General features: G+C 64.1%; 26 protein-coding genes. 11 read left to right on the top strand and 15 right to left on the bottom strand.

All coding sequences use genetic code 11. From position 1 onward, the window contains the following. Nucleotides 1-21: 21 nt before the first annotated feature. The 3 genes from GA0071312_RS09380 to gshB all read right to left on the bottom strand — a co-directional run bounded on the left by GA0071312_RS09380 (nucleotide 22) and on the right by gshB (nucleotide 3,691). Complete coding sequence (locus GA0071312_RS09380) at nucleotides 22-1,689, bottom strand: multicopper oxidase family protein (RefSeq protein ID WP_165603997.1); 1,668 nt, start codon at nucleotides 1,687-1,689, stop codon at nucleotides 22-24. Between the two features lie 101 nt (nucleotides 1,690-1,790). Beyond that, entirely contained in the window at nucleotides 1,791-2,732 is a 942-nt protein-coding gene (locus tag GA0071312_RS09375; RefSeq protein WP_074444750.1) for an alpha/beta hydrolase, read from the bottom strand. Further along, entirely contained in the window at nucleotides 2,732-3,691 is a 960-nt protein-coding gene (gshB, locus tag GA0071312_RS09370) for a glutathione synthase (RefSeq protein ID WP_074446047.1), read from the bottom strand. Before gshB ends, GA0071312_RS09375 begins: the two co-directional genes overlap by 1 nt. 114 nt (nucleotides 3,692-3,805) lie before the next feature. Here gshB and GA0071312_RS19945 point away from each other — a divergent pair, with 114 nt between their 5' ends. Together GA0071312_RS19945 and GA0071312_RS09365 are read left to right on the top strand one after the other, a co-directional pair. Beyond that, nucleotides 3,806-3,952, top strand: a complete 147-nt coding sequence (locus GA0071312_RS19945; protein WP_165603996.1) for a hypothetical protein — start codon at nucleotides 3,806-3,808, stop codon at nucleotides 3,950-3,952. Nucleotides 3,953-3,961: 9 nt separating this feature from the next. After that, complete coding sequence (locus GA0071312_RS09365; RefSeq protein ID WP_074444749.1) at nucleotides 3,962-4,924, top strand: lipid kinase; 963 nt, start codon at nucleotides 3,962-3,964, stop codon at nucleotides 4,922-4,924. A 57-nt stretch (nucleotides 4,925-4,981) separates the two neighbouring features. On the opposite strand, the gene xdhA is transcribed toward GA0071312_RS09365, so the two are convergent. Together xdhA and GA0071312_RS09355 are read right to left on the bottom strand one after the other, a co-directional pair. Further along, entirely contained in the window at nucleotides 4,982-6,499 is a 1,518-nt protein-coding gene (gene xdhA / locus GA0071312_RS09360) for a xanthine dehydrogenase small subunit (RefSeq protein ID WP_074444748.1), read from the bottom strand. Between the two features lie 172 nt (nucleotides 6,500-6,671). Next, nucleotides 6,672-8,375 carry a methyl-accepting chemotaxis protein gene (locus GA0071312_RS09355; protein ID WP_074444747.1) on the bottom strand — a complete coding sequence of 568 codons (1,704 nt, stop codon included), beginning with the start codon at nucleotides 8,373-8,375 and terminating at the stop codon, nucleotides 6,672-6,674. Between the two features lie 371 nt (nucleotides 8,376-8,746). On the opposite strand from GA0071312_RS09355, the gene GA0071312_RS09350 reads away from it, so the two are divergent. After that, nucleotides 8,747-9,307 (top strand): hemerythrin domain-containing protein, encoded by a 561-nt coding sequence (locus tag GA0071312_RS09350; protein ID WP_074444746.1) that lies wholly within the window; start codon nucleotides 8,747-8,749, stop codon nucleotides 9,305-9,307. Nucleotides 9,308-9,315: 8 nt separating this feature from the next. Here the strand turns inward: GA0071312_RS09350 and speB are convergent, their stop codons facing one another. Both speB and GA0071312_RS09340 read right to left on the bottom strand, forming a co-directional pair. Next, complete coding sequence (speB, locus tag GA0071312_RS09345) at nucleotides 9,316-10,371, bottom strand: agmatinase (protein WP_074444745.1); 1,056 nt, start codon at nucleotides 10,369-10,371, stop codon at nucleotides 9,316-9,318. A 201-nt stretch (nucleotides 10,372-10,572) separates the two neighbouring features. Continuing rightward, nucleotides 10,573-10,887 carry a DUF1476 domain-containing protein gene (locus GA0071312_RS09340; protein WP_074444744.1) on the bottom strand — a complete coding sequence of 105 codons (315 nt, stop codon included), beginning with the start codon at nucleotides 10,885-10,887 and terminating at the stop codon, nucleotides 10,573-10,575. 266 nt (nucleotides 10,888-11,153) lie between these two features. On the opposite strand from GA0071312_RS09340, the gene purC reads away from it, so the two are divergent. Next, nucleotides 11,154-11,948, top strand: coding sequence for a phosphoribosylaminoimidazolesuccinocarboxamide synthase (gene purC / locus GA0071312_RS09335; protein ID WP_074444743.1), 795 nt, complete (start codon nucleotides 11,154-11,156; stop codon nucleotides 11,946-11,948). 65 nt (nucleotides 11,949-12,013) lie between these two features. Here purC and GA0071312_RS09330 read toward each other — a convergent pair whose 3' ends face one another. Then, nucleotides 12,014-13,639, bottom strand: a complete 1,626-nt coding sequence (locus GA0071312_RS09330) for an acyl-CoA synthetase (protein ID WP_074444742.1) — start codon at nucleotides 13,637-13,639, stop codon at nucleotides 12,014-12,016. Between the two features lie 286 nt (nucleotides 13,640-13,925). On the opposite strand from GA0071312_RS09330, the gene rpmH reads away from it, so the two are divergent. From rpmH to GA0071312_RS09290, 7 genes are all read left to right on the top strand, one after another. After that, nucleotides 13,926-14,060: a 50S ribosomal protein L34 gene (gene rpmH, locus GA0071312_RS09325; protein ID WP_074444741.1), complete on the top strand. Its 135-nt coding sequence runs from the start codon at nucleotides 13,926-13,928 to the stop codon at nucleotides 14,058-14,060. Next, the gene (gene rnpA / locus GA0071312_RS19395) at nucleotides 14,057-14,677 is read left to right on the top strand and encodes a ribonuclease P protein component (RefSeq protein ID WP_108721852.1); all 621 of its coding nucleotides are present in this window, start codon (nucleotides 14,057-14,059) and stop codon (nucleotides 14,675-14,677) included. Before rpmH ends, rnpA begins: the two co-directional genes overlap by 4 nt. A gap of 23 nt (nucleotides 14,678-14,700) precedes the next feature. After that, complete coding sequence (gene yidC / locus GA0071312_RS09310) at nucleotides 14,701-16,563, top strand: membrane protein insertase YidC (protein WP_074444740.1); 1,863 nt, start codon at nucleotides 14,701-14,703, stop codon at nucleotides 16,561-16,563. Between the two features lie 89 nt (nucleotides 16,564-16,652). After that, complete coding sequence (yihA, locus tag GA0071312_RS09305) at nucleotides 16,653-17,345, top strand: ribosome biogenesis GTP-binding protein YihA/YsxC (RefSeq protein WP_074444739.1); 693 nt, start codon at nucleotides 16,653-16,655, stop codon at nucleotides 17,343-17,345. Then, nucleotides 17,342-17,707 carry a DUF423 domain-containing protein gene (locus GA0071312_RS09300; RefSeq protein ID WP_074444738.1) on the top strand — a complete coding sequence of 122 codons (366 nt, stop codon included), beginning with the start codon at nucleotides 17,342-17,344 and terminating at the stop codon, nucleotides 17,705-17,707. Before yihA ends, GA0071312_RS09300 begins: the two co-directional genes overlap by 4 nt. A 124-nt stretch (nucleotides 17,708-17,831) precedes the next feature. Beyond that, nucleotides 17,832-18,725, top strand: a complete 894-nt coding sequence (gene argB / locus GA0071312_RS09295) for an acetylglutamate kinase (protein ID WP_074444737.1) — start codon at nucleotides 17,832-17,834, stop codon at nucleotides 18,723-18,725. 24 nt (nucleotides 18,726-18,749) lie between these two features. Further along, the gene (locus tag GA0071312_RS09290; protein WP_074444736.1) at nucleotides 18,750-19,004 is read left to right on the top strand and encodes a hypothetical protein; all 255 of its coding nucleotides are present in this window, start codon (nucleotides 18,750-18,752) and stop codon (nucleotides 19,002-19,004) included. Nucleotides 19,005-19,040: 36 nt separating this feature from the next. On the opposite strand, the gene mltG is transcribed toward GA0071312_RS09290, so the two are convergent. The 7 genes from mltG to leuD all read right to left on the bottom strand — a co-directional run bounded on the left by mltG (nucleotide 19,041) and on the right by leuD (nucleotide 26,188). Next, nucleotides 19,041-20,510, bottom strand: a complete 1,470-nt coding sequence (gene mltG, locus GA0071312_RS09285) for an endolytic transglycosylase MltG (protein ID WP_074444735.1) — start codon at nucleotides 20,508-20,510, stop codon at nucleotides 19,041-19,043. A 218-nt stretch (nucleotides 20,511-20,728) separates the two neighbouring features. Next, nucleotides 20,729-21,991, bottom strand: coding sequence for a beta-ketoacyl-ACP synthase II (fabF, locus tag GA0071312_RS09280; protein ID WP_074446046.1), 1,263 nt, complete (start codon nucleotides 21,989-21,991; stop codon nucleotides 20,729-20,731). 60 nt (nucleotides 21,992-22,051) lie between these two features. After that, nucleotides 22,052-22,288, bottom strand: a complete 237-nt coding sequence (locus GA0071312_RS09275; RefSeq protein WP_074444734.1) for an acyl carrier protein — start codon at nucleotides 22,286-22,288, stop codon at nucleotides 22,052-22,054. 236 nt (nucleotides 22,289-22,524) lie between these two features. Then, the gene (gene fabG / locus GA0071312_RS09270) at nucleotides 22,525-23,262 is read right to left on the bottom strand and encodes a 3-oxoacyl-[acyl-carrier-protein] reductase (protein ID WP_074444733.1); all 738 of its coding nucleotides are present in this window, start codon (nucleotides 23,260-23,262) and stop codon (nucleotides 22,525-22,527) included. Nucleotides 23,263-23,295: 33 nt separating this feature from the next. Then, nucleotides 23,296-24,237: an ACP S-malonyltransferase gene (gene fabD, locus GA0071312_RS09265; RefSeq protein ID WP_074444732.1), complete on the bottom strand. Its 942-nt coding sequence runs from the start codon at nucleotides 24,235-24,237 to the stop codon at nucleotides 23,296-23,298. Between the two features lie 87 nt (nucleotides 24,238-24,324). Then, the gene (locus GA0071312_RS09260) at nucleotides 24,325-25,458 is read right to left on the bottom strand and encodes an ISAs1 family transposase (protein WP_074443596.1); all 1,134 of its coding nucleotides are present in this window, start codon (nucleotides 25,456-25,458) and stop codon (nucleotides 24,325-24,327) included. A gap of 127 nt (nucleotides 25,459-25,585) precedes the next feature. Further along, entirely contained in the window at nucleotides 25,586-26,188 is a 603-nt protein-coding gene (gene leuD, locus GA0071312_RS09255; protein WP_074444731.1) for a 3-isopropylmalate dehydratase small subunit, read from the bottom strand. Nucleotides 26,189-26,326 lie beyond the last annotated feature (138 nt).

Here is a 26,326-nt window from a genome sequence, read left to right as displayed (position 1 = left end):
TCGCCCTCCCCTTATGCGCCCTTATTCGCGCGCGGCGAGCACCCGGATCGGGCGCATCATGTCATCATCCTCATGCTCGAGGATATGGCAATGGATCACGTAGAGCCCTTCGAATCCATACCATTCCATCGCAATCCGGGTGACATGGTCGAACGGTGCGAGCGCCACATCCTTGGGGCCGTGCTCAACGGGCGGCGCGGGAATCGCACCATCCATGTCAAGATAGCTCTCCAGCGGCGCGAGCGTGCCGGCATCGCGGTCGGCGATGTAATCCTCGACCCCGTTTTCGCGGAAGGGGATGCGCTCGACGATGCGGTAGCTGATCAGATGCACGTGGATGGGATGGGCTTCATCGGTCAGATTGATCAGGTTCCAGATCTCGGTATCACCCAGATGCGGCTCGATCGAGACCGGGGCGTCGAAGCCCTTGTTTTCGAGGAGAAACTTGAAGCCCTCCGGATTGTCGAGGGTGATGTCACGCGTCACCGTGGCCGCAGCCAGAAGCCGCGCGGTCTCGCCCTCGTCTGCCACCGGATTGGCCGGGATACGGCTGGTATCGGGCTCTGACACGCTTTCACTGACGCGAAACTGCATCAGATGCGGCAGTTCCGTATCGCCGGAGCGGGTATCCTGCTCACGCTGCGGGCCGAAGCAGGAGGTCGTATTCCGGAGCGTGATCTCTTCCCCCGCCATGTCCGAGAAATCGATGATCACGTCCGCGCGCTCCGCCGGGGCGAGCAGGAGTTCATCCGTCTCCACCGTCTCGTCGAGGAAGCCGTCATCGACCCCGATCACCGACATCTTCGCCCCATTCGACAAGGCCAGCCGCATGATGCGGAAATTGGCGCCGTTGAGGATGCGGAAGCGATAGCGGCGCGGCTCGATCTCCTGGTAGGGAAACACCGTGCCGTTCACGATGCCGAAATTGCGGCAAACCCCATCATAGACGAGGCTGCCATCCTCGGCGAAATTGCGATCCTGCAGGACGAGCGGGATTTCGTAATCCCCCGAAGGCAGGCCGAGTGCGGCCTCTCTCTCCTGATTGCGCAACAGATAGAAACCCTGCAGCCCGGCATAGACATTGAGGCGCGTATTGCCCATGGCGTGGTCGTGATACCAGAACATCGCGCCGTCGCCCTGGTGGTCGAGATTGGGATACTCGTAGAGCGCCGCCTCGCCCGGATCCCACATCCACTCCGGATAGCCGTCATGCACGCTCGGCGTGATCCCGCCATGCAGATGCACCACCGTGCGCACCACCTTGTCCGGCACATGATGGCCGATCGTGACGGGCAGCCAGTCGGGATATTCCTCCGGCAGCGCATTCACCCAATTCACCGCGATAGGCTGGTCGACCGGGATGTCGAAGGTGGGCCCCGGCCAGATCCCGTCATAGGCGAAGACGGGCGTCGGCGGCAGATCGCGATGCACCTTCTGCGAGACCATCTTCATGGTGACCTCGTAGAGCGGCTTCCCCTCATGCTCCCCCACCGGTTGCGCCCGCGGCGGGATCGTCAGCGGATCAACGAAAGGCGCGAGCGCATCCTGCGGCAGAGCCGGGCGCTCGGTCACGGAGGTATCCGACGCGCCATGGCTGTGGCCGTGGCTGTGCTGCGCCTGGGCGGGCGCGATGGCGAGGGTGGCGAGGGCTGCGGTGGCGAGGAGGACAGGGGAAAACGATCGGGGCATCATCGACTCCGTAAAAATCGCTCATGGAAAACAGGGGCCGAATCGCCCGCGCAAACATTCTATGACGAATGACTACGCTATTGGAAATAGTGGCAGCCCCCTCACCCCACCCGCTCCCTGAAAAACCCGTCCACCCGCGTCAGCGCTTCTTCGGAGAGCGCGATCCCGAAGCGTTGGAACATGTGGCAGCCGCCGGGATAGATGGCGAGGTCGACGGGGACGTTCGCGGTGGCGAGGCGGGTGGCGAGGAAGAGGCTGTCGTCGAGGAGCGGGTCGCGGGTGCCGATGCTCACCAGTACCGGCGGCAGGCCCGCGAGATCAGCCAGAAGCGGCGAGAGATCCGGGTCGGCGCGGTCGTGATCGCCGCAGAGATTCTGCGCGAAGATGGTGATGTCGCGGGCGTTCAGGATCAGCTTCTCCGACCCCCAGTTGCGCACGCTCGGCGTCAGGGCGAGATCGTAGCAGCCGGCGAAGAGGTTGGCGCCGGCAAAGGGCGTGAGCCCGTGGCGGTCGCGCAGGCGCAGCATGGTGACGAGGGCGAGATGCGCGCCAGCGGATTCGCCGCCGATCATCAGCACCTGCGTGCCGAACAGGCCCTGCGCCTCGCGCACGAGCCAGAGCGCCGCCGCCTCGCAATCATCGGGAGCCGCGGGATAGGGGTTTTCGGGGGCCAGCCGGTAACGCACGGAAACCGTGGCGACGCCAAGTTCCGCAAGCCGCTCGAATTCCGGATCCTGCTCGTCAGGCGAACCCCAGCTCCAGCCGCCGCCATGAATATGCAGGTAGACGGCGCGGGTCTCGTCGGGTGCAAGAATGCGCAGATCGATCGGCCCGGCCGGGCCGTCGATCTCGATCCAGCGGGCGCGCGGGGAATGCGGCAGGGCGGGAAACGGCCCGCGCCCCTCGCGCCGCGCCTTGCGCACCACATCGATGGGAAACGACCACTGGTCGGGCAGGGCCGAGAGCTTTTCGACGATCTCCGCGTTGAGCGCGCGGGTTTCAGGCGCGATGGCCTCGTCCTTGAACAATGCCGGATCGATCATCAGACACCCTCCCCGCCTGCTGAGCGTTTGGCCTCAATGCTCTCCCACACATCCACCGCGAGATCCGGGCCGCCGAGATTGGCGATGGCGCGGATACCCGTGGGCGAAGTGACGTTGATCTCGGTGAGATTGCCGTCGATCACGTCGATGCCGACGAGAATCAGGCCCATATCGCGCAGATGCGGGCCGATCCTTGCGCAGATCTCGCGTTCACGGGGCGTGAACTGCGTCGTCGTCGCCGCGCCGCCGCGCACCATGTTGGAGCGGATATCGCCGACTGCCGGCACCCGGTTGATGGCGCCGCGCGCCTCGCCATCGACGAGGATGATGCGCTTGTCGCCCTCGGTAATCTGCGGAAGGAAGCGCTGGATCACCCAGGGCTCGCGGAAGGTGACGGCGAACATGTCGAACAGCGAGCCGAAATTCGGATCATCCGGCATCAGCCGCACGACCGCAGCGCCGCCATGGCCGTGCAGCGGCTTCATCACCACCGCGCCGTGTTCCTTGCGGAAATCCTGAATCTCGTCCTTGTCGCGGCTGATCAGGGTCGGCGGCATCAGTTCGGGGAAGAGTGTGACGAAGATTTTTTCCGGCGCATTGCGCACGTTGGCGGGATCGTTCACCACCAGCGTGCGCGGATGGATGCGCTCGAGCAGATGCGTCGCCGTGATATAGGAGAGATCAAAGGGCGGATCCTGGCGCATCAGCACCACATCCATCGCATCGAGCGGCGTGCGCACGCGCGGCCCGAGCTCCGCATGCTCGCCCTGCACATCCTTGACACTCAGAATCTGCAACCCGGCCACGACCTGCCCGTCGCGCATGGAAAGGTGATCAGGCGTGTAATAGTGCAGCTCATGCCCGCGCCTTTGCGCTTCGAGCAGGAGCGCGAATGTCGTATCGCCGGCGATCCTGATCGCGTCGATCGGATCCATCTGCACTGCAACCTTGAGACTCATCATCAATCTCCCGCATCAACCCGCCGGACCTTAAGCCTGCGACACGGAAACACAAGATGCGTGCCGTTTCGCAACTGCGCAGGGCGGGTGTGGGAATCAGACAGGGGATCGTGCATGCTGGACATTCTGCGCAGCCGGACCAGCGCGCCATCCGGCGTTTTCGTCCGCCGGCTGCCTCGTTTCTCCAAAGCGCGGAACGTATTGCATCCGGATCGATTTCATCTGCACGACATGATCTGCCTGACAGTACCCGCCCCGTGAGCGATCAAGATGCCGAATGGCAATGGCCGAAATCCCGATGACGATTCGATCCGTGAGCGTTCACGGCGCGTCCTGTTCATCTGCAACAAGACCAGCGGAAAGGCCGCCGAGGCGAAGGACGAAGCCGTCGCGCATCTGAGCCGTCATGAGCATATAATGCTGACGATCGCCGACTGCCCGGATCGCTCACGTCTTTCGGATTTCATCATCGACCAGAAGAAAAGCTGCGATCTCGTGGTTCTGGGCGGGGGTGACGGAACTATCAACGCAGCAGCGCGCGGCCTCATCGCCGCGCAGGTACCGCTCGGCATCATTCCCCTCGGCACGGCCAACGACCTCGCCCGCACGCTGGGCATTCCCGAGGACCTGCAACAGGCGACGGACATCATCGCAAACGGAATCGAACGACGCATTGATCTCGGCGAGATCAACGGCATCCCCTTCTTCAATGTCGCGAGTATCGGCCTCTCGACGGATCTTGCGATGCAATTGTCGTCGGGCATCAAGAAGCGCTTCGGCAAGATCGGCTATGTCTTCGCCGCCATTTCGTCGATGTTCCGGGCGCGCAGCTTTCACGCCACGATCGAATCGCAAGCGGGAACGGTCGATGTGCGCACGTTTCAGATCGCTGTCGGAAACGGACTTTTCTACGGGGGCGGCATGGCGATCGAGCAGAATGCGAAGATCGACGACGGCACCCTCGACCTCTACAGCCTCGAACTCGGCGGCGCCTGGAAGCTGGCGCTGGTCGCCCCTTCCCTGCGCACCGGCGATCATCAGGCCGTGCCGGAAATCCGCGCCGAATCCGGTACGTGTTTCAAGGTGCGGACCCGCCGGCGCCGCCCGATCAACGCAGATGGCGAAATCCTTGCGCGCACCCCGGCGGAATTTCGCATCCTGCCCAGGGCCATCGCAGTGATGACGGCGGTTGATGCGCCCGGCATCACGGGCGCTGACGGCGCGGCAGTGTAATGGTCGCGAAGGCAGCCGGCCCGGTACCGACAAACCGGCACATACGCAGGCCCGCCCTCACTCCGCCGCCTGCACCCCCGCAGCGCGATTGTCGATGATCCGCGTCTGCGCACTGCCCTCCCCCGCGATCTCGTGCAGCGCCTTGATCAGGAGGTTTTGAGCGACGCGCGCGCGATAAGCGGCGCTGGCGCGATGGTCGTCCATCGGGGTGTAATCGCGGGCAAGCGCCGCGCGGGCCGCCTGCCATGTGGCCGGATCGTCGAGATCGGCACCGATCAGGGCCGCCTCCGTCGCGCCCGCGCGTCTGGGCGTCGCGGCCATGCCGCCATAGGCGATGCGCGCCGCACTGACGCGCCGCCCGTCGCAGGCGATGCGGAAGGCGCCCATCACGGCGGAGATATCCTCGTCGAAGCGCTTCGACACCTTCAGGCAGCGAAAGGCGTGATCCCGCAGCAAGGGCGGCAGCGCGACCTTCCAGACGAATTCGCCGGGGCGGCGGTCCTGCTTGCCGTAATCGATGAAATAATCCTCAAGCGGCATGGCGCGGGTGCCCTGCGCGCTGCGCAGATGCAGCTTCGCCCCCCAGGCGATCATGGCCGGGGCGAGATCGCCGATCGGCGAGCCGTTGGCGATATTGCCGCCGACCGTACCGGAAGCGCGCACCTGGGCCGAGCCGAAACGGCGCATCAATTCGCCGAGATCGGGATCGAGCCGCGCCAGTGCCGGATGCGCGCGGGCATGGCTGACCATGGCGCCGATGGCGAGACCCGCCTCCCCTTCCTCCAGCGCAGCCAGTTCGCTGACGCGTCCCAGCCAGATGATCTTCTCGATCTCGCGCAGCGACTTGGTCAGCCACAGACCGACATCTGTCGAGCCGGCGAGCAGCGTCGCGTCGGGATGGGCGGCGCAGAGCGCTTCGAGCGAAGCGAGATTCGCGGGCGCGGCGAAGAACGTCGCATCATCGCCGATGAACACGTCCCCCCCGTCATCGAGCGCCGAGAGCGCCGCTGCGCGATCGGCGCGGCTGGCGGAGAAAGCCGTCGCGGAAGATTCCGCGCTGGCAGCCCGCGCCGCGTCGCGGATCGGGCGATAGCCGGTGCAGCGGCACAGATTGCCCGCGAGCGCATCATCGATCATCGCCTTGTCGAGCGGGCGCGGCCCCTCCTCATGCAGGACGAACAGGCTCATCACGATGCCCGGCGTACAGAAGCCGCATTGCGAGCCGTGATGGGCGACCATCGCGTCCTGGACCGGATGCAGCGCGCCGCCCTGTGCAAGATCTTCGACCGTGACGAGATCCGCCCCGTCGATCTGGCCGAGCAGCAGGATGCAGGCGTTGACCGGCTCGTAGACGAGCCGCCCGTCCCGCATCCGTCCGAGCGCGACAGTGCAGGCGCCGCAATCGCCCTCCCCGCAGCCCTCCTTGGTGCCGAGCGCGCGCATCTGCTCGCGCAGATAATCGAGCAGCGTGGTGCGCGGATGGAATTCGGCAACTTCGCAGGGCACGCCGTTGCGGGTGAAGCGGATCGCCTGGCGTGAACCATTCGCCTGCACTGCTGTTTCCTGACCCGCCATGATGCGCCACCATTCCCCGTTCCTGATCCTCTCCGGGTGATGATGGGGCAGGAAATCGCTGCTGCCAACGGGGCGGTGGTTCTTTCCGCTGGGGAACACGCGCAACCCAAGAAAAAGGCGCGGAGCCGCATGGTGCTCCGCGCTTGGCTTCGGGTCGAAAAAGGCTTGCTGCTCAGGCCGCAACGCGATCGAGGAAGACGTCGATTTCCTTCTGCAGGCTCGCGGTGAGCTTGTCGGCCGATTCGGAGGCCTCGCGAACGGTGTCGGCGGAACCGCTGGTTCGCTCGGCGGCGGCGGCGACCTTGCCCAGCCCCTGGGTGACGCCTTCGGTCCCCTTCGCCGCATGCTGAACATTGCGGGAAATTTCCGAAGTCGCCGCGCCCTGCTGGGTCATGGCCGAGGCGATGGTCACGGTGGCGCTGTTGATCTCGCGCATGCGCTCGGTGATCTGCTGGATCGCGTTGACGGCGCTGCCCGTCGAGGTCTGGATGCCGGCGATCTGCTTGGCGATCTCCTCGGTGGCATTCGCCGTCTGGGTGGCGAGCGTCTTCACTTCTGCGGCGACCACGGCAAAGCCCTTGCCCGCCTCCCCCGCGCGCGCCGCCTCGATGGTGGCGTTGAGGGCGAGCAGGTTGGTCTGATCGGCAATCGAGCGGATCAGATCGACCACATCGCCGATACGCTGGGCCGCCTCGGCCAGGCCCGAGATCTGCGTGTTGGTGGCTTCGGTATCGCTCAGCCCCTGCTCCACGACCTCGCGTGCCCGTTCCAGCTGGCCGGAGATCTCCGAGATGGAGGCGGAAAGCTCCTCCGCCGCGCTCGCGACGGTACCGACATTCGAGGCCGTTTCCTGCGATCCGCCGGTGGCGTTGTTGATCGCTTCGGCGGAATCGGAGGCAACCTCCGTGAGATCCGCGGCGCGCTCGCGCAGGCTCGCCATATTGCCGGTCAACTCACCCAGCTTCGCGGCGGCGTTGCGACGGAAATCCTCGATCGCCGCATCACGCCGGGCCCGCAGCTCCTGCGTGCGCGCCTCCGCCTCCTCGCGCTCCTTGCGGATCGCGGCGCCGGTGGCGCTGTTGTCGCGCAGGATTTCAAGGGCGCGGGCGACATCGCCGATCTCGTCGCCACGCTCACGATGCGGGATCGGCGTGTCGAGATCGTTCTCGGCCAGTGCGGTGACCCGATGCGAGATCTGGTTGAGCGGGCGGAACAGACGCTTTGCGGCATAGGCAGCAGCCCCGGTCACGACGAGGGCGAGCACAAAGGCGGCGATCAGCATGGTACGCGTCGCGCTCGCCTGGGCCGCGAGAAGCGACTCGACATGCAGGCCGATGAACAGGATGCCGTTCACCGCGCCGCTCTGTGCATCGACAGTCGGATGGTAGACGGTGACGTAATCACGCCCGAACAGGGTGGCGGGTCCGACATAGGTCTCGCCCGCGCGCACGACCTCCTGGGCCGGGTGGCCGGGATCGAGATAAGTGCCGAAGGCGCGCTCGCCATTCTCCTTCCGCAGGTTGGTGGAGCGGCGGATGAAATTGTTCTCGGACGGATCCATGGCGAAGACGGTGGCGACGCCGCCGGTCAGGACCGAGGTCATGTCGACGATCGAATGGTCATCGAAATCGATCAGCGAAGGGCTGACGGCCCGTTCGACGACACCATCGCGAATGTCGACCTGGGCTCCGGGGAAATGATCCTCGAAAACGACCCCGAGCGTGCGGATATGATCGCGCCCGGTTTCGTATTCACGCGTCTCCAGCTGCTGCGAGAGCTCGACGGATGTCGCAAAGAACATGCCGCCAGCGGTGACGAAGACCGCGACGACGACCAACGCGACGATCCGCGACGCGAGTTTCATTTTGCTCAACATGGACTTTCCTCGATCAGCCACACTAAAAAAACGGGAAAATTTTGTTTATTTTTATTTTTATTCATAAATTTTCCCACTTCAGCAACCAAATCTACAATCTCCCGCTTAAAAATACGTAAAACAGCAGTAGATATCACTCAAAATGCAACTTGCTTGCGATCATGCAATCGAAGCGTTGCCGATTCATCGATCGACAGGTGCGCTATCGCACATTATTTCACGAACCATGGGCTCTTGAGCCCGCGCAGTCCGATGAGGCCTGATGAGCCGTTTTGACTTGCTTGCGCCCGCATGATCGCGCCGTCATGCCGTGCGCCTGCGCGCCAGATCGACAATTCAGCGCTGCGTGTTCCAACCGGGATGATACTGCCGTGATCGACGATATTCCGTTTCTCGACGACGAAACCCGCCCCCGCGCGCCCGCCATACCCGATGCCACCGAAGCGGACCGGGCGCATGGCCGGCGGCTTTCCCTGTTTCACCGATTTCATCTGCAGCAAATGGCAACGATCGCCCGGGCAATCAGCGCGCTCGAACAAGGCACCGGCGATGCCGCAGCGCTCGCGCGCGAGATCGGCGACATGGCGATGCTGGACAACTTCCGCCGCGTCGGCACCCTTTGCGGGCAGGAATGCCAGATGCTCACCCTGCACCACACCATCGAGGATCAGGAGATCTTCCCCCGCCTGCGGGAGCAGAGCGCGGGGTTGAGAGCCGTGATCGACCGGCTCTCGCAGGAGCACGAAATCGTCCACACCCTGCTCGAACGCCTCGAACAGGCGGCCATTGCCATCATGCGCACGCCTTCGCCGCAGGCGCTGAAGGATGTCCGCGCCGTATTCGACGCGTTGCACGCGGTCGTCGCCTCGCATTTCGGCTATGAGGAAAATGAGCTTGCCGAGGCTTTGGGCTATTATCGCGTTCCGCTCTGAGAGGCCGCTCAGCCCCCGGAAGGCTGGCCCATCGAGGGCGCGCGGGCCATCAGGCAGAGGATTTCGAGCGCCATCTGTGCCGCGACATGCGCGGTGTTGCTGGTCGCATCATATTGCGGCGCCACCTCGACCACGTCGCCGCCAATGACGTCGAGCCCCGCAAAGCCGCGCATCATGGCCAGTACCTCGCGCGGCGTCAGCCCGCCAACTTCCGGCGTGCCGGTCCCCGGCGCGAAGGCGGGGTCGATCGAATCGATGTCGAAACTGACATAGACCGGCCCGTCCCCGACGACCTCACGCGCCTGGCGGATCACCTCCGGAATGCCGAGCGCGTCGACCTCCTCGGCATGGATGACGCGCATGCCGGATTCGTAGGAGAATTCCCACAGCCATTCGGCTGCGCCGCGAATGCCGATCTGGACGGTGCGCTCGGGATCGAGCACGCCATCAAGAACCGCCCGGCGGAACGGGCCGCCATGGTGGAACTTGGCGCCCTCGAATTCACCGGAGGTGTCGCAATGCGCGTCGATATGGATCATGCCGAGCGGGCGGTCGCGCCCCAGCGCCTTCAGGATCGGCAGGGTGATCGAATGATCGCCACCCACGGCGAGATGCCGCACGCCGGCATCGGCGATCGCCATGAAGCAGGCCTCGATATCGGCATGGCATTGCTCAAGGGAGAAGCGACTCTGCAGCGGCACATCGCCGATATCCGCGACACGCAATTCATGCACCGGCAGCGCCTTGAAGACATGCTCGTAGGGCCCGACCCGCTCGATATTGCGCACGGCACGCGGGCCGAAGCGCGAGCCGTTGCGGTTCGTCACGCCGAGATCCATCGGCACGCCGACGAGCGCCACATCGAGATCGGCATAGCCCGCGCGCGCGGCGTCCGGGCGATAGGGCGCATCCAGGAGCGTGCCCGGATTCATGAAAGGCCAGGCGCGATTTTCGCCGTCACGAAACTGGGTATCGGCGACGCGGCGAAAATCGGGATCGAAAATATCCCCGCCCTTCGCGTTGGCGTAGCGGGCGCGCAAGGCTTCGAGCTTATCGCGATTCATCGGCTGACTCCCCTGAATTCACGCCGTAACACCGCCTCGTGCGCCCGGCGCAGGCTGGTGCACCCTCACTGGGAGAACACCTGTCGAAGCCGCATCATCCCGCGAATCCGCCTGCCGGTGAATGCGCGGGACTGCCTGATCGGCCTTGTCGGAAATCGGCTTTGCCCGGATTGCCGTGCGGCGCATCCCGCTGCCGGGGAATCAGCTTCCCTTCTGCACGGATTCCACTGCCTGGGCGAGGAGCGCCACCATCTGGCTGCGGATTTCCTGATCGCTCACCGAGGCGTCGAGATCGCCGCGCACCTTGCGGAAGACGTCTTCGTCACCCGGCTCCTCGAAATCGGCGAGCACGACGCTCTTGGCGTATTCCTCGGCCTCAGCGCCGCTCTTGCCGAGCTTCTCGGCGGCCCAGAGACCCAGAAGCTTGTTGCGGCGGGCCATCGCCTTGAAGCGCAGTTCCTCGTCATGCGCGAACTTGTTCTCGAAGGCATCCTTGCGGTCGTCGAATGTGGTCATTGTCTGCTCGTTGGTTCGGGCTCGATGCGGCGGCTGCGAACGCCACCCGTGTGGAATCGGGTATAGCCCCCCCTGCCCGGCCACGCCACCCGTGTCGTTGCGGATGGGCGCTGATTCCCGACAATCCGCCGCGCAGTGCGAAAGCTTCGTTGTGCATTGCCGTGCGATCAGATAGGTTGCGCGCCAGCGGGCGGCCCCGAGCCGTTCGACCGCGCCGGAATTTCGCCCCGCGCAGCCGATCGTGACCAGGAGCCGCTTTTCCGTCCATGGACTTCAACAAAACACGGTATACGCTCATGAATCGCCGCCGTCGCATATACGAGGGCAAGGCCAAGGTCCTTTTCGAGGGGCCCGAACCCGGAACGCTCATCCAGCACTTCAAGGACGACGCCACCGCCTTCAATGCCAAGAAACACGAAATCGTCGACGGGAAAGGCGTCCTGAACAACCGTATCAGCGAGTTCGTCTTCCAGAATCTCAATGATATCGGCGTTCCCACGCATTTCATCCGCCGCCTGAACATGCGCGAGCAGCTGATCCGCGAAGTCGAGATCATCCCGCTCGAAGTGGTGGTGCGCAACGTCGCCGCCGGATCACTGTCGAAGCGTCTCGGCATCGAGGAAGGCACCCAACTGCCGCGCTCGATCATCGAGTTCTACTATAAAAGCGACAAGCTCGACGATCCGATGGTCTCGGAAGAGCACATCACCGCCTTCGGCTGGGCCACGCCGCAGGAAATCGACGACATCATGGCGCTGGCCATCCGCGTCAACGATTTTCTCTCCGGCCTCTTCCTCGGCGTCGGCATCCGCCTCGTCGATTTCAAGATGGAGACGGGGCGTCTGTGGGAGGGTGACATGATGCGCATCGTCCTCGCCGACGAGATCTCCCCCGATTCCTGCCGCCTGTGGGACATCAAGTCCAACGACAAGATGGACAAGGACCGTTTCCGCCGCGATCTCGGCGGGCTGATCGAGGCCTATTCCGAAGTGGCGCGCCGGCTCGGCATCCTCTCGGAGAACGAGAGCACCCCGATGGGTGGGCCCCGCCTCGTGCAGTAAGCGACGCGCGACAGGCATGATGCACGCGCCGGTGCGACGAGCCCCGGCGCGTTTTCTTTGGGCCCTCAGAGCGCTTTGGCCATCTCGCGCAGGCGGAATTTCTGGATCTTGCCGGTCGAGGTCTTGGGCACTTCCGTGAAGACCACGGTGCGCGGACATTTATAGGCCGCGAGATGCTCCCGGCACCAGGCGATCACATCCTTTTCGGCAAGGTCTCGCCCCGGCTTCAGCTCAATGAAGGCGCAAGGGGTCTCGCCCCATTTCTCGTCCGGTTTGGCGACCACGGCGCAGGCGGCGATGTCGGGATGCTTGTAGAGCGCTTCCTCCACCTCGATCGAGGAGATGTTCTCACCGCCGGAGATGATGATGTCCTTGGAGCGGTCCTTGAGCTGGATATAGCCATCAGGATATTTCACGCCCAGATCACCGGAATGGAACCAGCCCCCGGCAAAGGCCTTTTGCGTGGCGTCCGGGTTCTTCAGATAACCCTTCATCACCACATTGCCGCGCATCATCACCTCGCCCATCGTCGCGCCGTCGGCGGGAACCGGCTCCAGCGTCTGCGGATCGAGCACGTCGAGCCCCTCCAGCGTGACGTAGCGCACGCCCTGGCGCGCCTTCTTCGCCGCGTAGGAGGAGGCGTCCAGGCTATCCCAGTCGCGATTCCAGTCATTGACGACGGAGGGGCCGTAGGTCTCGGTCAGCCCGTAGATATGGGTGACGTTGAAGCCGCGCTCCTTCATGGCGGCGAGCACCGATTCGGGCGGGGGCGCGGCGGCGGTGAAGAAATCGACGCTCTGGACGAATTCTCGCTGCTCCGCCTCCGGCGCGTTCAGCAGCGTCGACATCACGATCGGCGCGCCGCACAGATGCGTGACGCCATGATCGGCCAGCGCATCATACATCGCCTTCGCACGCACCTGCCGCAGGCAGACATGCGTGCCCGCGACGATCGAGATCGACCAGGGAAAGCACCAGCCGTTGCAGTGGAACATCGGCAATGTCCAAAGATAGATCGGATGCTTGCCCATGCCGCAGGTGACGATATTGCCCATGGCGAGCAGATAGGCGCCGCGATGGTGGTAGACGACGCCCTTCGGATCACCGGTCGTGCCCGAGGTATAGTTCAGCGTGATCGCATCCCATTCGTCACCGGGCATGGTCCAGGCGAATTCCGGATCGCCGGAGGCGAGGAAATCCTCGTAATCGATGGAGCCGAGCCGCTCACCAGGGCCATCATAGACGGGATCGTCCACATCGATCACGATGGGCTTGCGCTTGGCGAGTTCCAGGGCCCTGGCAATGGTGGGCGCGAATTCACGATCGGTGATCAGCACCTTCGCCTCGCCGTGATCGAGGGAGAAGGCGATCACGGCGGGGTCGAGGCGGGTATTGAGCGTGTTGAGCACGCCACCGGTCATGGGAACGGCATAATGCGCTTCGAGCATGGCGGGAATGTTGGGGAGCATCGCCGCCACCGTATCGCCGCGCGCGATCCCGGCCTTGGCGAGCGCCGAGGCGAGGCGGCGGGTGCGGGCGTAGAAGTCGCGATAATTGCGCTGCAAGGGGCCGTGGATGATGGCGGTATGATCGGGGAAAACCGCCGCTGCGCGCTCCAGAAAGGTCAGCGGCGTCAACGGCTGATGGTTCGCCGGATTGCGGTCGAGATGTTCGTCATAGGCATGCGCCATGGTCGCGCTCCTCCCCTCGCGTCTGATCGCGCCGGCGCGCGCTTGCCACGCTGCTTCCGGCGGGGTCCAGAGTAATCGTGATTACGCGCCTGTCGAGCCCGGAATCACGGCGGGTGAAGCGGGTTCGGCGTTGACTTTCGGGGCGCCATCCGCCATAAGCCGCGCCATCGACGACAGTGCTCGCCTGCGAGTGCTGCCGCATCCATTGCAGCCAGATTGATGCGCAGGCACGGAATCGGAGCCACTCGGCCCGCTCGCGCCTGTGCCATGTGACCGGAGACAGGCCGTGAAAAGGACGTATCAACCCAGCAAGATCGTGCGCAAGCGCCGCCACGGCTTTCGCGCCCGTATGGCGACTGTCGGCGGCCGCAAGATCATCGCAGCGCGCCGCGCCCGTGGCCGCAAGCGTCTCTCCGCGTGAATACTGACGGGCGCCGGGACGATTCGCGCTCTGATGCGCGGCTTTATCCTTTCAGGCGCCTGATCAAGCGCAGGGATTTCCTGGCGGCGGCTTCAGGCCGCCGTTTTCATAGCGAGCGCATGACGGTCCAGGGCCGCCTGCGCGACGACGAGACCGGGGGCATGCGCGTCGGTTTCACGCTGACGAAGCGGGTCGGCAACGCCGTCGAGCGTAACCGGATCAAGCGCCGTCTGCGCGCGGCCGTCAGGCTGCTGGGCAGCGCGGCGACGGACGCGGCAGCATTCCGGCCAGAGGGCGCAGGGCAGGACATTGCCCCGAACGCGGCCTCGACGGCGGATCCGACGGTGTCGCTGCCGGCAGGTGCAAATACGGTCCCGCGAACCGACTGGCCGACGCTCGCGGCGGACATTGTGGTGATCGGTCGCAGACCCGCCATTGACGCACCATTCGAGGCACTCGTGGCGGATCTCGCGCGCGCACTGCCCAGGGTGACGAAGCCGGGGGATCCTGCTAAGCGAGGTCGCGGTCAGGGCGCGCGGTCACCATCGTCGCATCGCCGTCGTGGACGCGGTGGTATAGCGGCGAAAACGGGGCCTGCCCCGTCACAACATTCTTGAAGCCTAGGCGTGGACGGGAATCGATGAATCGCGAGGACAACAAAAACCTCATCCTGGCTATCCTGCTCTCGGTCCTCGTCTTCGTCGGCTGGACCTATTTCTATGGCGCACCGCAGATGGAGCGTCAGCGCCAGGACGCCGAGATGGCGCAGAGCCAGCAGGAAGAGGCGCAGGGCCAGCAGCAGAACATACCGGTTCCCGGCGAGGCGCAGATGCCGGCGCCGGACGGATCGGCAGAGCCTGCAGCTCCGACGGGAGCATTGCCCGGCGTCGCCGTCGAGCAGACGCGCGAGGCCGCACTCGCTGCCAATCCGCGCGTCATGATCGATACCGCCTCCAAGCGCGGTTCCCTGAACCTGCGCGGGGCGCGCATCGATGACATCGTGCTCAAGGACTATCAGGAGAATGTCGAGGACGACAGCGACAACATCGTGCTGCTGTCGCCGACCGGCTCCGCCGATCCTTACTATGCCGAGTTCGGCTGGGTCGGTGACGTGCCCGGCGGCCTGCCTGATTCGCAGAGCTTGTGGGAGGCCGATCGCGACCAGCTCACCCCCGATGCTCCGGTCACCCTGACCTGGGAGAACGAGGCCGGCATCGTCTTCAGCCGCGTCGTGGCGATCGACGACAATGCCATGTTCACGATTGAGGACCGGGTGGACAACCAGGCGGAGGATGCGGTCACCGTCTTCCCCTATGGTCTGGTTTCACGCCATGGCGAGCCGGAGACCATCGGATTCTTCATTCTGCATGAAGGCCTCATCGGCGTGCTCGGCGAGGAAGGCTTGCAGGAATATTCCTACGATAACGTGCTGGATGCCTCACGCATTACCGGCTCGGTGCGTGGCACGACCTGGGCCGACAATAACGGCGGCTGGCTCGGCATTACCGACAAGTACTGGGCCGCAACGATCATTCCCGATCAGACGACGCCCTTCCAGGGCCGCTTCACCGTCGATGAGGGCGGCAATCGGCCGATCTTCCAGACGGACGTGCTCGGTCAGGGACTGACCATCGCACCGGGCGAGACCGGGGGTGTGACGCAGCGTCTCTTCGCCGGCGCCAAGGAAGTCGACGTCATTGACGGTTACCAGGACAATTACGGCATTTTGCGTTTCGACCTGCTGATCGACTGGGGCTGGTTCTACTTCATCACCAAGCCGATGTTCTACGCGCTCGATTTCTTCAATGCGCTCGTGGGCAATTTCGGCGTGGCGATCCTCATCGTCACGGTCTTGCTGAAGATCCTCTTCCTGCCGCTCGCCAACAAGTCCTATGCCTCGATGGCCAAGATGAAGGCCGTGCAGCCGGAGATGATGTCCATACGCGATCGCTACAAGGACGATCGCATGAAGCAGCAGCAGGAGCTGATGGAGCTCTACAAGCGTGAGAAGATCAATCCCGTGGCGGGTTGCTGGCCCGTGCTGATCCAGATCCCGGTCTTCTTCGCGCTCTACAAGGTGCTGTTCGTCTCGATCGAGATGCGCCACGCGCCGTTCTTCGGCTGGATCCAGGATCTGGCGGCGCCCGATCCGACTTCGATCTTCAACCTGTTCGGCCTGTTGCCCTTCGCCGTCCCGGCGCTGCTCACGGTCGGTGTCTGGCCGATCCTGATGGGGATCACGATGTTCGTGCAGATGAAGATGAACCCCGAGCCGGCCGACCCGATCCAGAAGGCGGTCTTCACCTGGATGCCGGTGATCTTCACCTTCCTGCTCGCCTCCTTCCCGGCGGGTCTGGTGATCTACTGGGCCTGGAACAACTTCCTCTCGGTTCTCCAGCAGGGCTTCATCATGCGCCGGCACGGTGTGAAGATCGAGCTGTGGGACAATCTGCGCAAGCTGATTACCCGCGAGAAACCGGAGCCCGACGGCCCGAAGAGCTGAGTGCGGGCTTCTCAAGCAAAGCATTCGGGCGCGTCCGGCATTGCCGGGCGCGCCCGTTCATATCAGGGGCCCTGCCCCGGGAGAGCGACATGCGCGAGCACGACGGCGACGAGCAGCAGAGCGAAGACACCGAACCCGGCCCGGACTTCGTCGAGGCCGGGCGCAAGCTCTTTGCCCGCGAATCCCAGTTCAGCACGGCAGCGAGCGGCACCGACCACCTGCCCCCGATGCACAAGCTGGAGATCGCCTTTGCCGGACGCTCGAATGTCGGCAAGTCGAGCCTCGTCAATGCACTCACCGGTCGCAAGACGCTGGCGCGGACATCGCATACACCGGGGCGTACGCAACAGCTGAACTTCTTCGATCTCGGGGGGTTCTGCACCCTCGTCGACATGCCCGGCTACGGCTATGCCGCCGTCAGCAAGGAGAAGGTCAAATCCTGGACGCAACTGATCCACGACTATCTGCGCGGGCGGGCCAATCTCGCGCGCGTCTATGTGCTGATCGATTCACGCCACGGCCTGAAGAAACTGGATACCGAGGTGCTCGACATGCTGGACACGGCGGCGGTGTCCTACCAGATCATCCTTACCAAATCCGACGAACCCAAGAAGGGCGAGCTCGCTGACATCGTCGCGAAAACGCGGGAAGCCATCGCCAGACGGCCTGCCGCCTTTCCCGAGATCATCGTGACATCAAGCCGCGAGAAAACGGGTGTGGTGGAACTGCGCGCGGCCATCGCGCAATTGCTGCATGAGCGTAACGAGGAGATACCGCAATGACCACGACCCGCCTCTTCACCCTCTTTGCGGGCCTTGCCGGCCTGTGCGGCATCATGCTCGCCGCCGCGAGCACGCATGTCCTGGGCGGCGACAACGCCATGATCGCGGCCAATTTCCTGCTTTTCCATGCGATCGCGCTGATCGGCCTCGCCGCGCTGATCGCACACGGGGTGGCGATCCATGCAACGACAGCCAGAATTGCGGGCTATGTACTGATCATCGGTGCGGTGCTGTTTTGCGGGGATCTCGCCCTTCGTGCGATCTATGCGATCAGGATTGCGCCCTTCGTGGCCCCGGTCGGCGGCATCACCCTGATGGCCGGCTGGGTGCTGGTCGCGATCGCGGCGCTTCGACGCCCCTGACCCGGGTGTCGAAACAACCCGATCCCGCAAGGATGCGGCTTTCGCCCGGCGCCAAACTGCTCTAAAAGCGCGCGACATAACAACGCGACGCCGCACGCATGGGCGTATGAGTCGAGAGAAGATCATGAGCGAAGACAATCCCAGCGCCCATACCCGCGCCGAAATCCTCGTCCAGGCCCTGCCGCACATGCAGCGCTACGACGAGGAAGTCGTGGTCATCAAGTATGGCGGGCACGCCATGGGCGACAAGGATGCCGCGAAGGACTTCGCCGAGGATGTGGTGCTGCTGGAGCAGTCCGGGCTCAAACCGATCGTCGTGCACGGTGGCGGGCCGCAGATCGGGCGCATGCTGGAAAAGCTCGGGATCAAGTCGGAATTCCGGGCCGGTCTGCGGGTAACTGACGAGGCCACCGTCGAGATCGTGGAAATGGTGCTCGCCGGCTCCATCAACAAGCAGATCGTCGGCTGGATCTCCGGACAGGGCGGGCGCGCCATCGGGATGTGTGGCAAGGACGGGAACATGGTGCGGGCGAAGAAAATCTCCCGAACCGTAATTGATCCCGATTCGAAGATCGAGGAAATCGTCGATCTCGGCTTCGTCGGCGAGCCCGAGCAGGTCAATCGCAACATCCTCGATGCCGTGCTGAAATCGGAGCTGATCCCGGTTCTCGCACCCGTTGCGGTGGGTCATGACAGCCAGACCTACAACGTCAATGCCGATACTTTCGCCGGTGCCATTTCCGGCGCAATGCATGCCAAGCGCCTGCTGCTTCTGACCGACGTTCCGGGCGTGCTCGACAAGGACAAGAACCTCATCCCGGAACTCACGATCGATCAATGCCGCCACCTGATCGCCGACGGCACGATCACCGGTGGCATGATCCCCAAGATCGAGACCTGCATCTATGCGCTCGAGCAGGGTGTGGAGGGCGTCGTCATCCTCGACGGCAAGGTGCCGCACGCGACGCTGCTGGAGCTCTTTACCGATCACGGAGCCGGTACCCTGATCCGTCGCTGATACGCCCGTCGCGCGGAACCGATCATGCAGCGCAAGCGTTATCCCTCCAACGGGAGGCATTCAGCCATGCAAGACGGCAAATTCTGTATCGGCCAGCAGGTTCACATGATCGCGGATCGCTCGAATATCGTGCGCGTCCACCCCGATCAGTTGGAGAGAATTTTCGAGATCGTGCGAATTGTTCCCGGAGAACGGGACGGGGAGTTGCAATACCATCTGCGCAGCACGGCGGAGCCGCATATGCGTGCGGCGAGTGAAAGCCAGTTGCAGGCGGTCTGAGCACGTGCGGTGACGACGGCCCGAGGGCCGTCACGATCACAAAGTTGCGGGACGCGGTGGCGGCAGTATTGTGACCGGTATCGTACCCGGAGATGCGCTGTCCGTCATCGCCCCTTCTTCGCCCGGCGGAGGCGGAAGCTCGGGAACTGTCTGCGGTGCGTTAAGATCGAATCCGGTAAAAGCGAGCGGATCAAGCGGCGTGCCCTCGCTGACATCCACCGAGAGGCCGACGCGTCCAGGATCGCGCACATTGGCGAAGGCCCGATCATCCATGTTGGTCGGGCTTGCAGGCCGGGGTCGAGGTTCGAGATTGCCCTGTTGGTCCAGCACCTCTTCCGCTTCATCGACCCGATCGATCTGCTCCTCGCGCCGCTCGCTCTCGATTTCGCGCCAGCGCGTGACGGCGCGTCGGTGCTGATCATAGGTGCGTGAGAAAGTGTGTCCGCCAGTGCCATCGGCGACGAAGAACAGCTCATCCGTGCGCGAGGGATTGGCGACGGCCTCCATCGCCGCGCGCCCCGGATTGGCAATCGGGCCAGGGGGAAGCCCGCTGATCACATAGGTGTTGTAAGGCGTCTCCGCCTGAATTTCACTGCGCCGGATGCCGCGTCCGAGCGTGCCCTCGCCGCCGACCAGACCATACACGATGGTGGGATCGGATTGCAGACGCATACCCTGATTGAGCCGGTTGATGAAGACACCGGCGACACGCGGGCGCTCATCGGCGCGACCCGTTTCCTTTTCGACGATCGAGGCGAGGATGACGAGCTCTTCCGGGGTTTCGAGCGGAAGATCATCCGCGCGACGCTCCCAGATCCGCGTCAGTTCGCGCGTCTGCGCACGCTGCATCGCCTGGATGATCTGCATGCGGTTGGTACCACGCTCGAAGCGATAGGTGTCGGGCATCAGCGAGCCTTCTTCCGGCACCTCGGTGATCTCACCATCGAGAATCTCGTTCTCGTTGAGCAGATTGACGATCTGATAGCTGGTCCGCCCCTCCGGAATGGTGACCGAATGCAGCAGCGAGCGGCCCTGTGCGATGATCTCCATCGCCTCGTTCATGCTGGTATTGGCGCGAAAGGCGAACTCGCCCGCCTTGAGATTTCCGCGTTGACCGCTGATTACCGTCGCAATCTGAAACAAGAGGGGCTGTTCGATCACACCTTCGCGCGCCAGGATTTCGGCGATGCCGGCCGTGCCCGTATTGCGCGGAATCACGACCACCTGATCCTGATCGAGCGGCCCCGGCGCAGCCGCCTGACGCGCGACCAGCACCAGACCGATCACCGCGATCATGCAGATCAGGGCGAAGAAACTGAACAGCCCGCTCAGGGTCGACAGCAAGCCCCCACGCGGGCGCCGGATGCGTGGCGGGGGTGGCGGTGCAATGGCCGGCTTGATCGCCTCACCGGGGCTGCGCGGGGCGATACGCCGTCCCTCGCGCCCGGTCGGATCATGTTGCTGGTCGGACGCAGCATCGTCTTTCGAGGGGCGTCTTGAAAACATGGTTCAACAATGGCTCTTCGAATTTGTCAGCATCCGCTCGCGGTAACCTGCGCAGCCGCCGAATTGCGACATAGTCCAATGCAAATCTGTGGCGAAGTTACGTCAGCGCTGCCGTCATGACAAGCGGATCGCCGGTGCGACAGGCAAAGACGAGGCCCGACTGCACGATGCCGCCGCGCCGGCAGCTTTTCCCGCAGCCGATCCCGAACGCGCCGCGCTCAGGCAACGCGGTTGAATATCAGCGAGGCATTGGTTCCGCCAAAACCGAAGCTGTTCGACAGGGCAACGTCGATCTGCTTCGGCTTCGCCTGGTTCGGCGCGAGATCGATGGCCGTCTCGACGGACGGGTTGTCGAGATTGAGGGTCGGCGGGACGATGTTGTCGCGCATGGCGAGCAGCGAGAAGATCGCCTCGACCGCACCGGCGGCGCCGAGCAGATGCCCGACGGCGGATTTCGTCGAGGACATGGCGAGACCCTCGACATTGTTGCCGACGAGCCGTTCCACCGCCTTCAATTCCAGCTCGTCACCGAGCGGTGTGGAGGTGCCGTGGGCGTTGATATAATCAAGATCACTGGCCTGAAGCCCGGCGCGCTTGAGAGCGGCGCGCATGCAGCGATAGGCGCCATCCCCATCTTCCGCCGGCGAGGTGATATGGTAGGCGTCGCCCGACAGGCCGTAACCGACGAGTTCACCGTAGATCTTCGCACCGCGCGCCTTCGCGTGCTCGTATTCCTCAAGCACCACGATGCCGGCCCCCTCGCCCATGACGAAACCGTCACGGTCCTTGTCATAGGGCCGCGAGGCGCGCTCGGGCTCGTCGTTGAAACCGGTGGAGAGTGCACGGCAGGCGGCGAAGCCGGCCACCGAAAGGCGGTTGACCGGTGATTCCGTCCCGCCCGCCACCATCACCTCGGCATCGCCGAGGGCGATCAGACGCGCCGCGTCGCCGATGGCATGCGCCCCGGTCGAGCAGGCGGTGACGACGGAATGATTGGGGCCCTTGAGGCCGAATTCGATGGAGACGTAGCCGGAGGCAAGGTTGATCAGGCGCCCGGGAATGAAGAAGGGCGAGATCTTGCGCGGCCCGCGGTCGCGCAGGGTCAGCGAGGCCTCCGCAATACCCTCGATTCCGCCTATACCGGAGCCGATCAGGACGCCACTCTCGGCCTGGTCGTCATAGCTCTTCGGATGCCAGCCGGCATCGTCGAGCGCCTGGCGGGCCGCCGCCATGGCATAGACGATGAACGCGTCCACCCGACGCTGATCCTTGGGATCCATCCACTGATCGGGATTGAAGGTTCCATCGGAACCATCGCCGCGCGGGATCTGACAGGCGATCTTGCAGGGAAGATCCGATGTCTCGAAATTCCCGATCCGCGCAGCGCCGCTGCGACCCTGAAGCAGTCTCTGCCAGGTCTCTTCCACGCCACAGGCGAGGGGTGAGACCATGCCGAGACCGGTGACGACGACACGACGCATCATACCAACCCGTTCATGCAGGAAGTCGGCGGGATCGGGCGACCCCGCCGGTTACGGCACTCAGCCGGAATTCTTCTCGAGAAACTTGATGGCATCGCCGACCGTCACGATGGTCTCAGCGGCGTCATCCGGGATCTCGACGTTGAACTCTTCCTCGAACGCCATCACGAGCTCGACGGTGTCGAGGCTGTCGGCGCCGAGGTCATCGATGAAGTTGGCATTGTCCGTCACCTTGTCGGCTTCTACACCCAGGTGCTCGACAACGATCTTCTTCACGCGCTCAGCGATGTCACTCATCGTTGGTTCCTCGTATCACTCGTCGCTAACGCCCGCTCGGGATCGAGGGGCTTCCGGTTGAAAGGGCCTGGCCGAGGCTCGTCGTGAACGATCGGCTCGCGTGTGGTGCAAAAGCCTTATTTCGCTCCCGGGTCAAGCCCCCCAGCTACAGGTTGAGACAGGATTATCACGTCCCCGTCCCGGATGCGAGAGCCGCGTACGCCTCTTCGCAGGTTATCCAGAGGCTTGTAACCTCTTCAGATCATTGCCATTCCGCCGTTTACATGCAGCGTCTGCCCGGTCACGTAGGCGGCTTCGTCGCTGGCGAGATAAAGTACGGCGGATGCAACATCCTCGCCCGCGCCAAGACGCCCGGCGGGTACATTGGCAAGAATCGCCTCGCGCTGCTTGTCGTTGAGGGCATCGGTCATCGGCGAGGCGATGAAGCCCGGCGCCACCGTGTTCACGGTAATGCCCCGGCTCGCCACTTCCTGCGCGAGCGCCTTCGACATGCCGATCAGCCCGGCCTTGGAGGCGGCGTAGTTGCCCTGACCGGGATTGCCGGTCGTGCCCACCACCGAACCGATATTGACGATCCGCCCGGAGCGGCGGCGCATCATCCCCTTGACGGCGGCACGGGAAAGCCGGAAGGCGGCGGTCAGGTTGACCGCCAGCACCATGTCCCAATCCTCGTCCTTCATGCGCATGAACAGCCCGTCGCGGGTGATGCCGGCATTGTTGACGAGGATGTCGAGCCCGCCCATCGCCGCCTCGGCGGCGGGGACGAGCCCTTCGATGGCCTCCATGTCACCGAGATTGGCGATCAGCGGATGCACCCGCTCGCCCATCGCGCCGGCCAGCGCGTCGAGCGCTTCCTGGCGGGTGCCCGAGATCGCCACATCGGCACCGCGCGCGTGCAGCATGCGGGCAATGGCGCCGCCGAGCCCGCCGGTCGCGCCGGTGACGAGGGCCTTCTTGCCGGTCAGATCGAACATGGTTGAAACGTCCTTTCGCTCGCGGTCGACGGCTTACAGCGCCTGCCTGACCTTCTCGATATCGTCGGGCGTGCCGACCGCCTGCCCGGTCGCGCCGGCGGCGATGCGCTTTGCAAGCCCCGTCAGCACCTTGCCGGCACCGATCTCGAAAAACTGCGTCACACCCTGATCGGCCATGAAGGCGACGCTCTCGCGCCAGCGCACCGTACCGGTCACCTGCCGCACCAGCGCATCACGGATCGCCTCCGGATCGCCGACCGGCGAGGCTGCGACATTGGCGATGACGGGCACCACAGGCGCATTGATGGTAGCCGCCGCGAGCGCTTCACGCATCGCGTCGGCAGCGGGCGCCATCAGGGCGCAATGGAAGGGGGCGGAAACCGGGAGCATCACCGCGCGTTTCGCGCCGCGCTCCGTCGCCAGCGCCACGGCGCGCTCGACGGCGGCCTTCGAGCCGGAGACGACGACCTGCCCGCCGCCATTGTCGTTGGCGGGATCGCAGACCTCGCCCTGCGCGGCGTCACGGGCGATCTCGGCAGCCTGTTCGAATTCGAGCCCGAGCAGCGCCGCCATGGCACCCTCGCCCACCGGAACGGCCTTCTGCATCGCGTCGCCGCGAATGCGCAGCAGCCGCGCCGTATCCGCAATCGAGAGCGCGCGGGCAGCCGCGAGCGCGGAATACTCACCCAGCGAATGCCCGGCGACGAAGCGCGCATGCTGCTTCAGATCGAGCCCGGCCTCGGCCTCGAGCACGCGGATGGTGGCGAGCGAGACCGCCATCAACGCCGGCTGCGTGTTCGCCGTCAGAGTGAGTTCCTCGGCGGGGCCTTCGAAAATGATCTGCGAGAGCTTCTGCCCGAGCGCCGCATCGACCTCCTCGAACACCGCACGCGCCGGCGCGAAGGCATCGGCGAGCGCCTTGCCCATGCCGACGATCTGGCTGCCCTGTCCGGGGAATACGAATGCACGGCTCATCAGGGCTCCTCGCCAAACGTGGAAAAACGCACGGGAAGTGGCAAAGCCGGCGCGACCTGTCAAGCAGGCATGATCAGCTCGGTAGGGCTATCGCATTTGGCCGATGACGGATCGTGCGAAGTCGTCGGACCATCCGGAGCGTTTTCTTTTTCGTCGGATAGAGATTTTGGGTCTGGCGCGTTTGAGAACGTTGAGGGCGAGTTTTCGGAGGATGGCGAGGTTTTCTGGGCCGTTATCCTTTCTGTTGCGGGCGCGATCCTCGTCGAAAGTCATGTCGAGGACCCAATGGAGACCGTTTTCGATTGACCAGTGGGATCGCGCGGCAGCGAGGTAGGCTTCTGGGGTGAGTTGGCGGGAGGCGACGTGGTAGTGGCGGGTGGTCGTGGTCTTGCCGCCGCGCGTCACGGTGCTCTCTATCATTCCCAGGCAGGCAAGCCCCGGCAGGAGAACCGGCTCGGTGCACGCGGATCTGGAGCCGCGCAGCCAGGCGAGGTCGTGGGTAACGAAGGCGCGGCGCGTCTCGACCCGGCCATGATCGGCATCCGTCGTGGCGCATGTCGGGAGCGCGGCCCGGATCTGTCCATCGGCGAAGTATGTCGCGACCATCTCGTGCAGCGCCGGTCGGTTCGCCTTCAACCGCAGGAGATAGTCTCCACCGCGATCAAGGATCGTCTGCGCGGTCTCGCTCTGGCAATGGATGGCGTCCGCAGTCACGAGTTGGCCTGTCAAATCGAGGCAGCGCAACAATGCGCGCGCCGCGACGATCTCGCTGTCGCCGTCGGCGGCGCGAAAGCCCGTCTGGCCGATCACGGTTGAGGTCGCCGAGGCGAAGGCGGACACCACGGCCAGCGGCGAGCGCCCCGCCGCAGCGTCGAACGACCGGCGCAGCGTCTTGCCGTCAATCGCCACCACGCCCTCGCCCGCCGCGCCCAACTCGTCTACGAACCGCCCGAAGCACATCGCAAAGGCGCTCGGGTCGAGAAGCCGGAACACCCGCGAGAACGTGTCGTGGCTCGGAACACCGTTTCGCAGCTCCAGAAACTCCCGGAACAACGCTTCCCGATCAACCGCGAAATCCGCGAAGTCCGAGCAATGCTCCGCCCCGCAAACCGCCGCAGTCAGTGCAATCGTCAAGACCTCAAGAAGCTCATGGCGCTTGGCATTTCCGGTTCGCGGGTCCGGCAGAGCCGAAAAAGCCGCTTCAAACCACGATCCTGACATCGAAGGCTCCCAATGCATGAAAGCCCCTCAAGAATCCATTTTATCCCAACACGCCACACAAAATTCTCAAATGCGATTCCCCTAATCAGCTCGGAATGCGCCCGAGCGGCCCCGCCTGTGCTCCGGCTCACAGCCAGGGGCGTTCGGCGAGCCTGTTCTCGTAGGCGTCGATCGCCGCACCCTTCTCCAGCGTCAGACCGATATCGTCGAGTCCGTTGAGCAGGCAGTGCTTGCGGAACGGGTCGATTTCGAAACGGATGACGCCGCCGTCAGGGCCGCGAATCTCCTGCGATTCGAGGTCCACCGTGAGCGTGGCGTTGCTGCCGCGCTCAGCATCCTCGAAGAGCATTTCCAGCTCTTCAGGCTTCACCACGATGGGCAGGATGCCGTTCTTGAAGCAATTGTTGTAAAAGATGTCGGCGAAGCTCGTGGAAATCACGCAGCGGATGCCGAAATCGAGCAGCGCCCAGGGCGCGTGCTCACGCGAGGAGCCGCAGCCGAAATTGTCGCCCGCAACGAGGATCTGCGCATCGCGATAAGCCGGCTGGTTGAGCACGAAATCGGGAATTTCACTGCCATCCGGGTTGAAGCGGGCTTCCGCGAACAATCCCTTGCCAAGGCCCGTGCGCTTGATCGTCTTCAGATACTGCTTGGGAATGATCATGTCGGTGTCGATATTGATCACCCGAAGCGGCGCCGCGACGCCGGTGAGAACCGTGAAAGCTTGCATATCCGGAACCGTTCGATCACAAGAGCGACGACGAGCCGACGCGCGACGCGTCAGCGGCTTGCGCAGGCTCTTAGCAGAGCCCGGCGCCGAAAAAAAGCCGCATGCGCGCGCAATCGTCGGCGGCAAATCGCATGCACA

Origin of the sequence: Saliniramus fredricksonii (genome assembly GCF_900094735.1) — a bacterium.
Classification (GTDB): Bacteria; Pseudomonadota; Alphaproteobacteria; order Rhizobiales; family Beijerinckiaceae; genus Saliniramus; species Saliniramus fredricksonii.
The sequence above is the reverse complement of the archived record's forward strand: the minus strand, read 5'-3'. Positions and strand labels throughout refer to the sequence as shown.

Excerpts from the sequence above, each read along its gene's own strand:
- GA0071312_RS09380 (WP_165603997.1), bottom strand. The coding sequence starts at position 1,689 with ATGCCCCGATCGTTTTCCCCTGTCCTCCTCGCCACCGCAGCCCTCGCC.
- GA0071312_RS09375 (WP_074444750.1), bottom strand. The coding sequence starts at position 2,732 with ATGATCGATCCGGCATTGTTCAAGGACGAGGCCATCGCGCCTGAAACC.
- gshB (WP_074446047.1), bottom strand. The coding sequence starts at position 3,691 with ATGAGTCTCAAGGTTGCAGTGCAGATGGATCCGATCGACGCGATCAGG.
- GA0071312_RS19945 (WP_165603996.1), top strand. The coding sequence starts at position 3,806 with ATGCTGGACATTCTGCGCAGCCGGACCAGCGCGCCATCCGGCGTTTTC.
- GA0071312_RS09365 (WP_074444749.1), top strand. The coding sequence starts at position 3,962 with ATGCCGAATGGCAATGGCCGAAATCCCGATGACGATTCGATCCGTGAG.
- xdhA (WP_074444748.1), bottom strand. The coding sequence starts at position 6,499 with ATGGCGGGTCAGGAAACAGCAGTGCAGGCGAATGGTTCACGCCAGGCG.
- GA0071312_RS09355 (WP_074444747.1), bottom strand. The coding sequence starts at position 8,375 with ATGTTGAGCAAAATGAAACTCGCGTCGCGGATCGTCGCGTTGGTCGTC.
- speB (WP_074444745.1), bottom strand. The coding sequence starts at position 10,371 with ATGAATCGCGATAAGCTCGAAGCCTTGCGCGCCCGCTACGCCAACGCG.
- GA0071312_RS09340 (WP_074444744.1), bottom strand. The coding sequence starts at position 10,887 with ATGACCACATTCGACGACCGCAAGGATGCCTTCGAGAACAAGTTCGCG.
- purC (WP_074444743.1), top strand. The coding sequence starts at position 11,154 with ATGGACTTCAACAAAACACGGTATACGCTCATGAATCGCCGCCGTCGC.
- GA0071312_RS09330 (WP_074444742.1), bottom strand. The coding sequence starts at position 13,639 with ATGGCGCATGCCTATGACGAACATCTCGACCGCAATCCGGCGAACCAT.
- yidC (WP_074444740.1), top strand. The coding sequence starts at position 14,701 with ATGAATCGCGAGGACAACAAAAACCTCATCCTGGCTATCCTGCTCTCG.
- yihA (WP_074444739.1), top strand. The coding sequence starts at position 16,653 with ATGCGCGAGCACGACGGCGACGAGCAGCAGAGCGAAGACACCGAACCC.
- GA0071312_RS09300 (WP_074444738.1), top strand. The coding sequence starts at position 17,342 with ATGACCACGACCCGCCTCTTCACCCTCTTTGCGGGCCTTGCCGGCCTG.
- argB (WP_074444737.1), top strand. The coding sequence starts at position 17,832 with ATGAGCGAAGACAATCCCAGCGCCCATACCCGCGCCGAAATCCTCGTC.
- GA0071312_RS09290 (WP_074444736.1), top strand. The coding sequence starts at position 18,750 with ATGCAGCGCAAGCGTTATCCCTCCAACGGGAGGCATTCAGCCATGCAA.
- mltG (WP_074444735.1), bottom strand. The coding sequence starts at position 20,510 with ATGTTTTCAAGACGCCCCTCGAAAGACGATGCTGCGTCCGACCAGCAA.
- fabF (WP_074446046.1), bottom strand. The coding sequence starts at position 21,991 with ATGCGTCGTGTCGTCGTCACCGGTCTCGGCATGGTCTCACCCCTCGCC.
- GA0071312_RS09275 (WP_074444734.1), bottom strand. The coding sequence starts at position 22,288 with ATGAGTGACATCGCTGAGCGCGTGAAGAAGATCGTTGTCGAGCACCTG.
- fabG (WP_074444733.1), bottom strand. The coding sequence starts at position 23,262 with ATGTTCGATCTGACCGGCAAGAAGGCCCTCGTCACCGGCGCGACCGGC.
- fabD (WP_074444732.1), bottom strand. The coding sequence starts at position 24,237 with ATGAGCCGTGCATTCGTATTCCCCGGACAGGGCAGCCAGATCGTCGGC.
- GA0071312_RS09260 (WP_074443596.1), bottom strand. The coding sequence starts at position 25,458 with ATGTCAGGATCGTGGTTTGAAGCGGCTTTTTCGGCTCTGCCGGACCCG.
- leuD (WP_074444731.1), bottom strand. The coding sequence starts at position 26,188 with ATGCAAGCTTTCACGGTTCTCACCGGCGTCGCGGCGCCGCTTCGGGTG.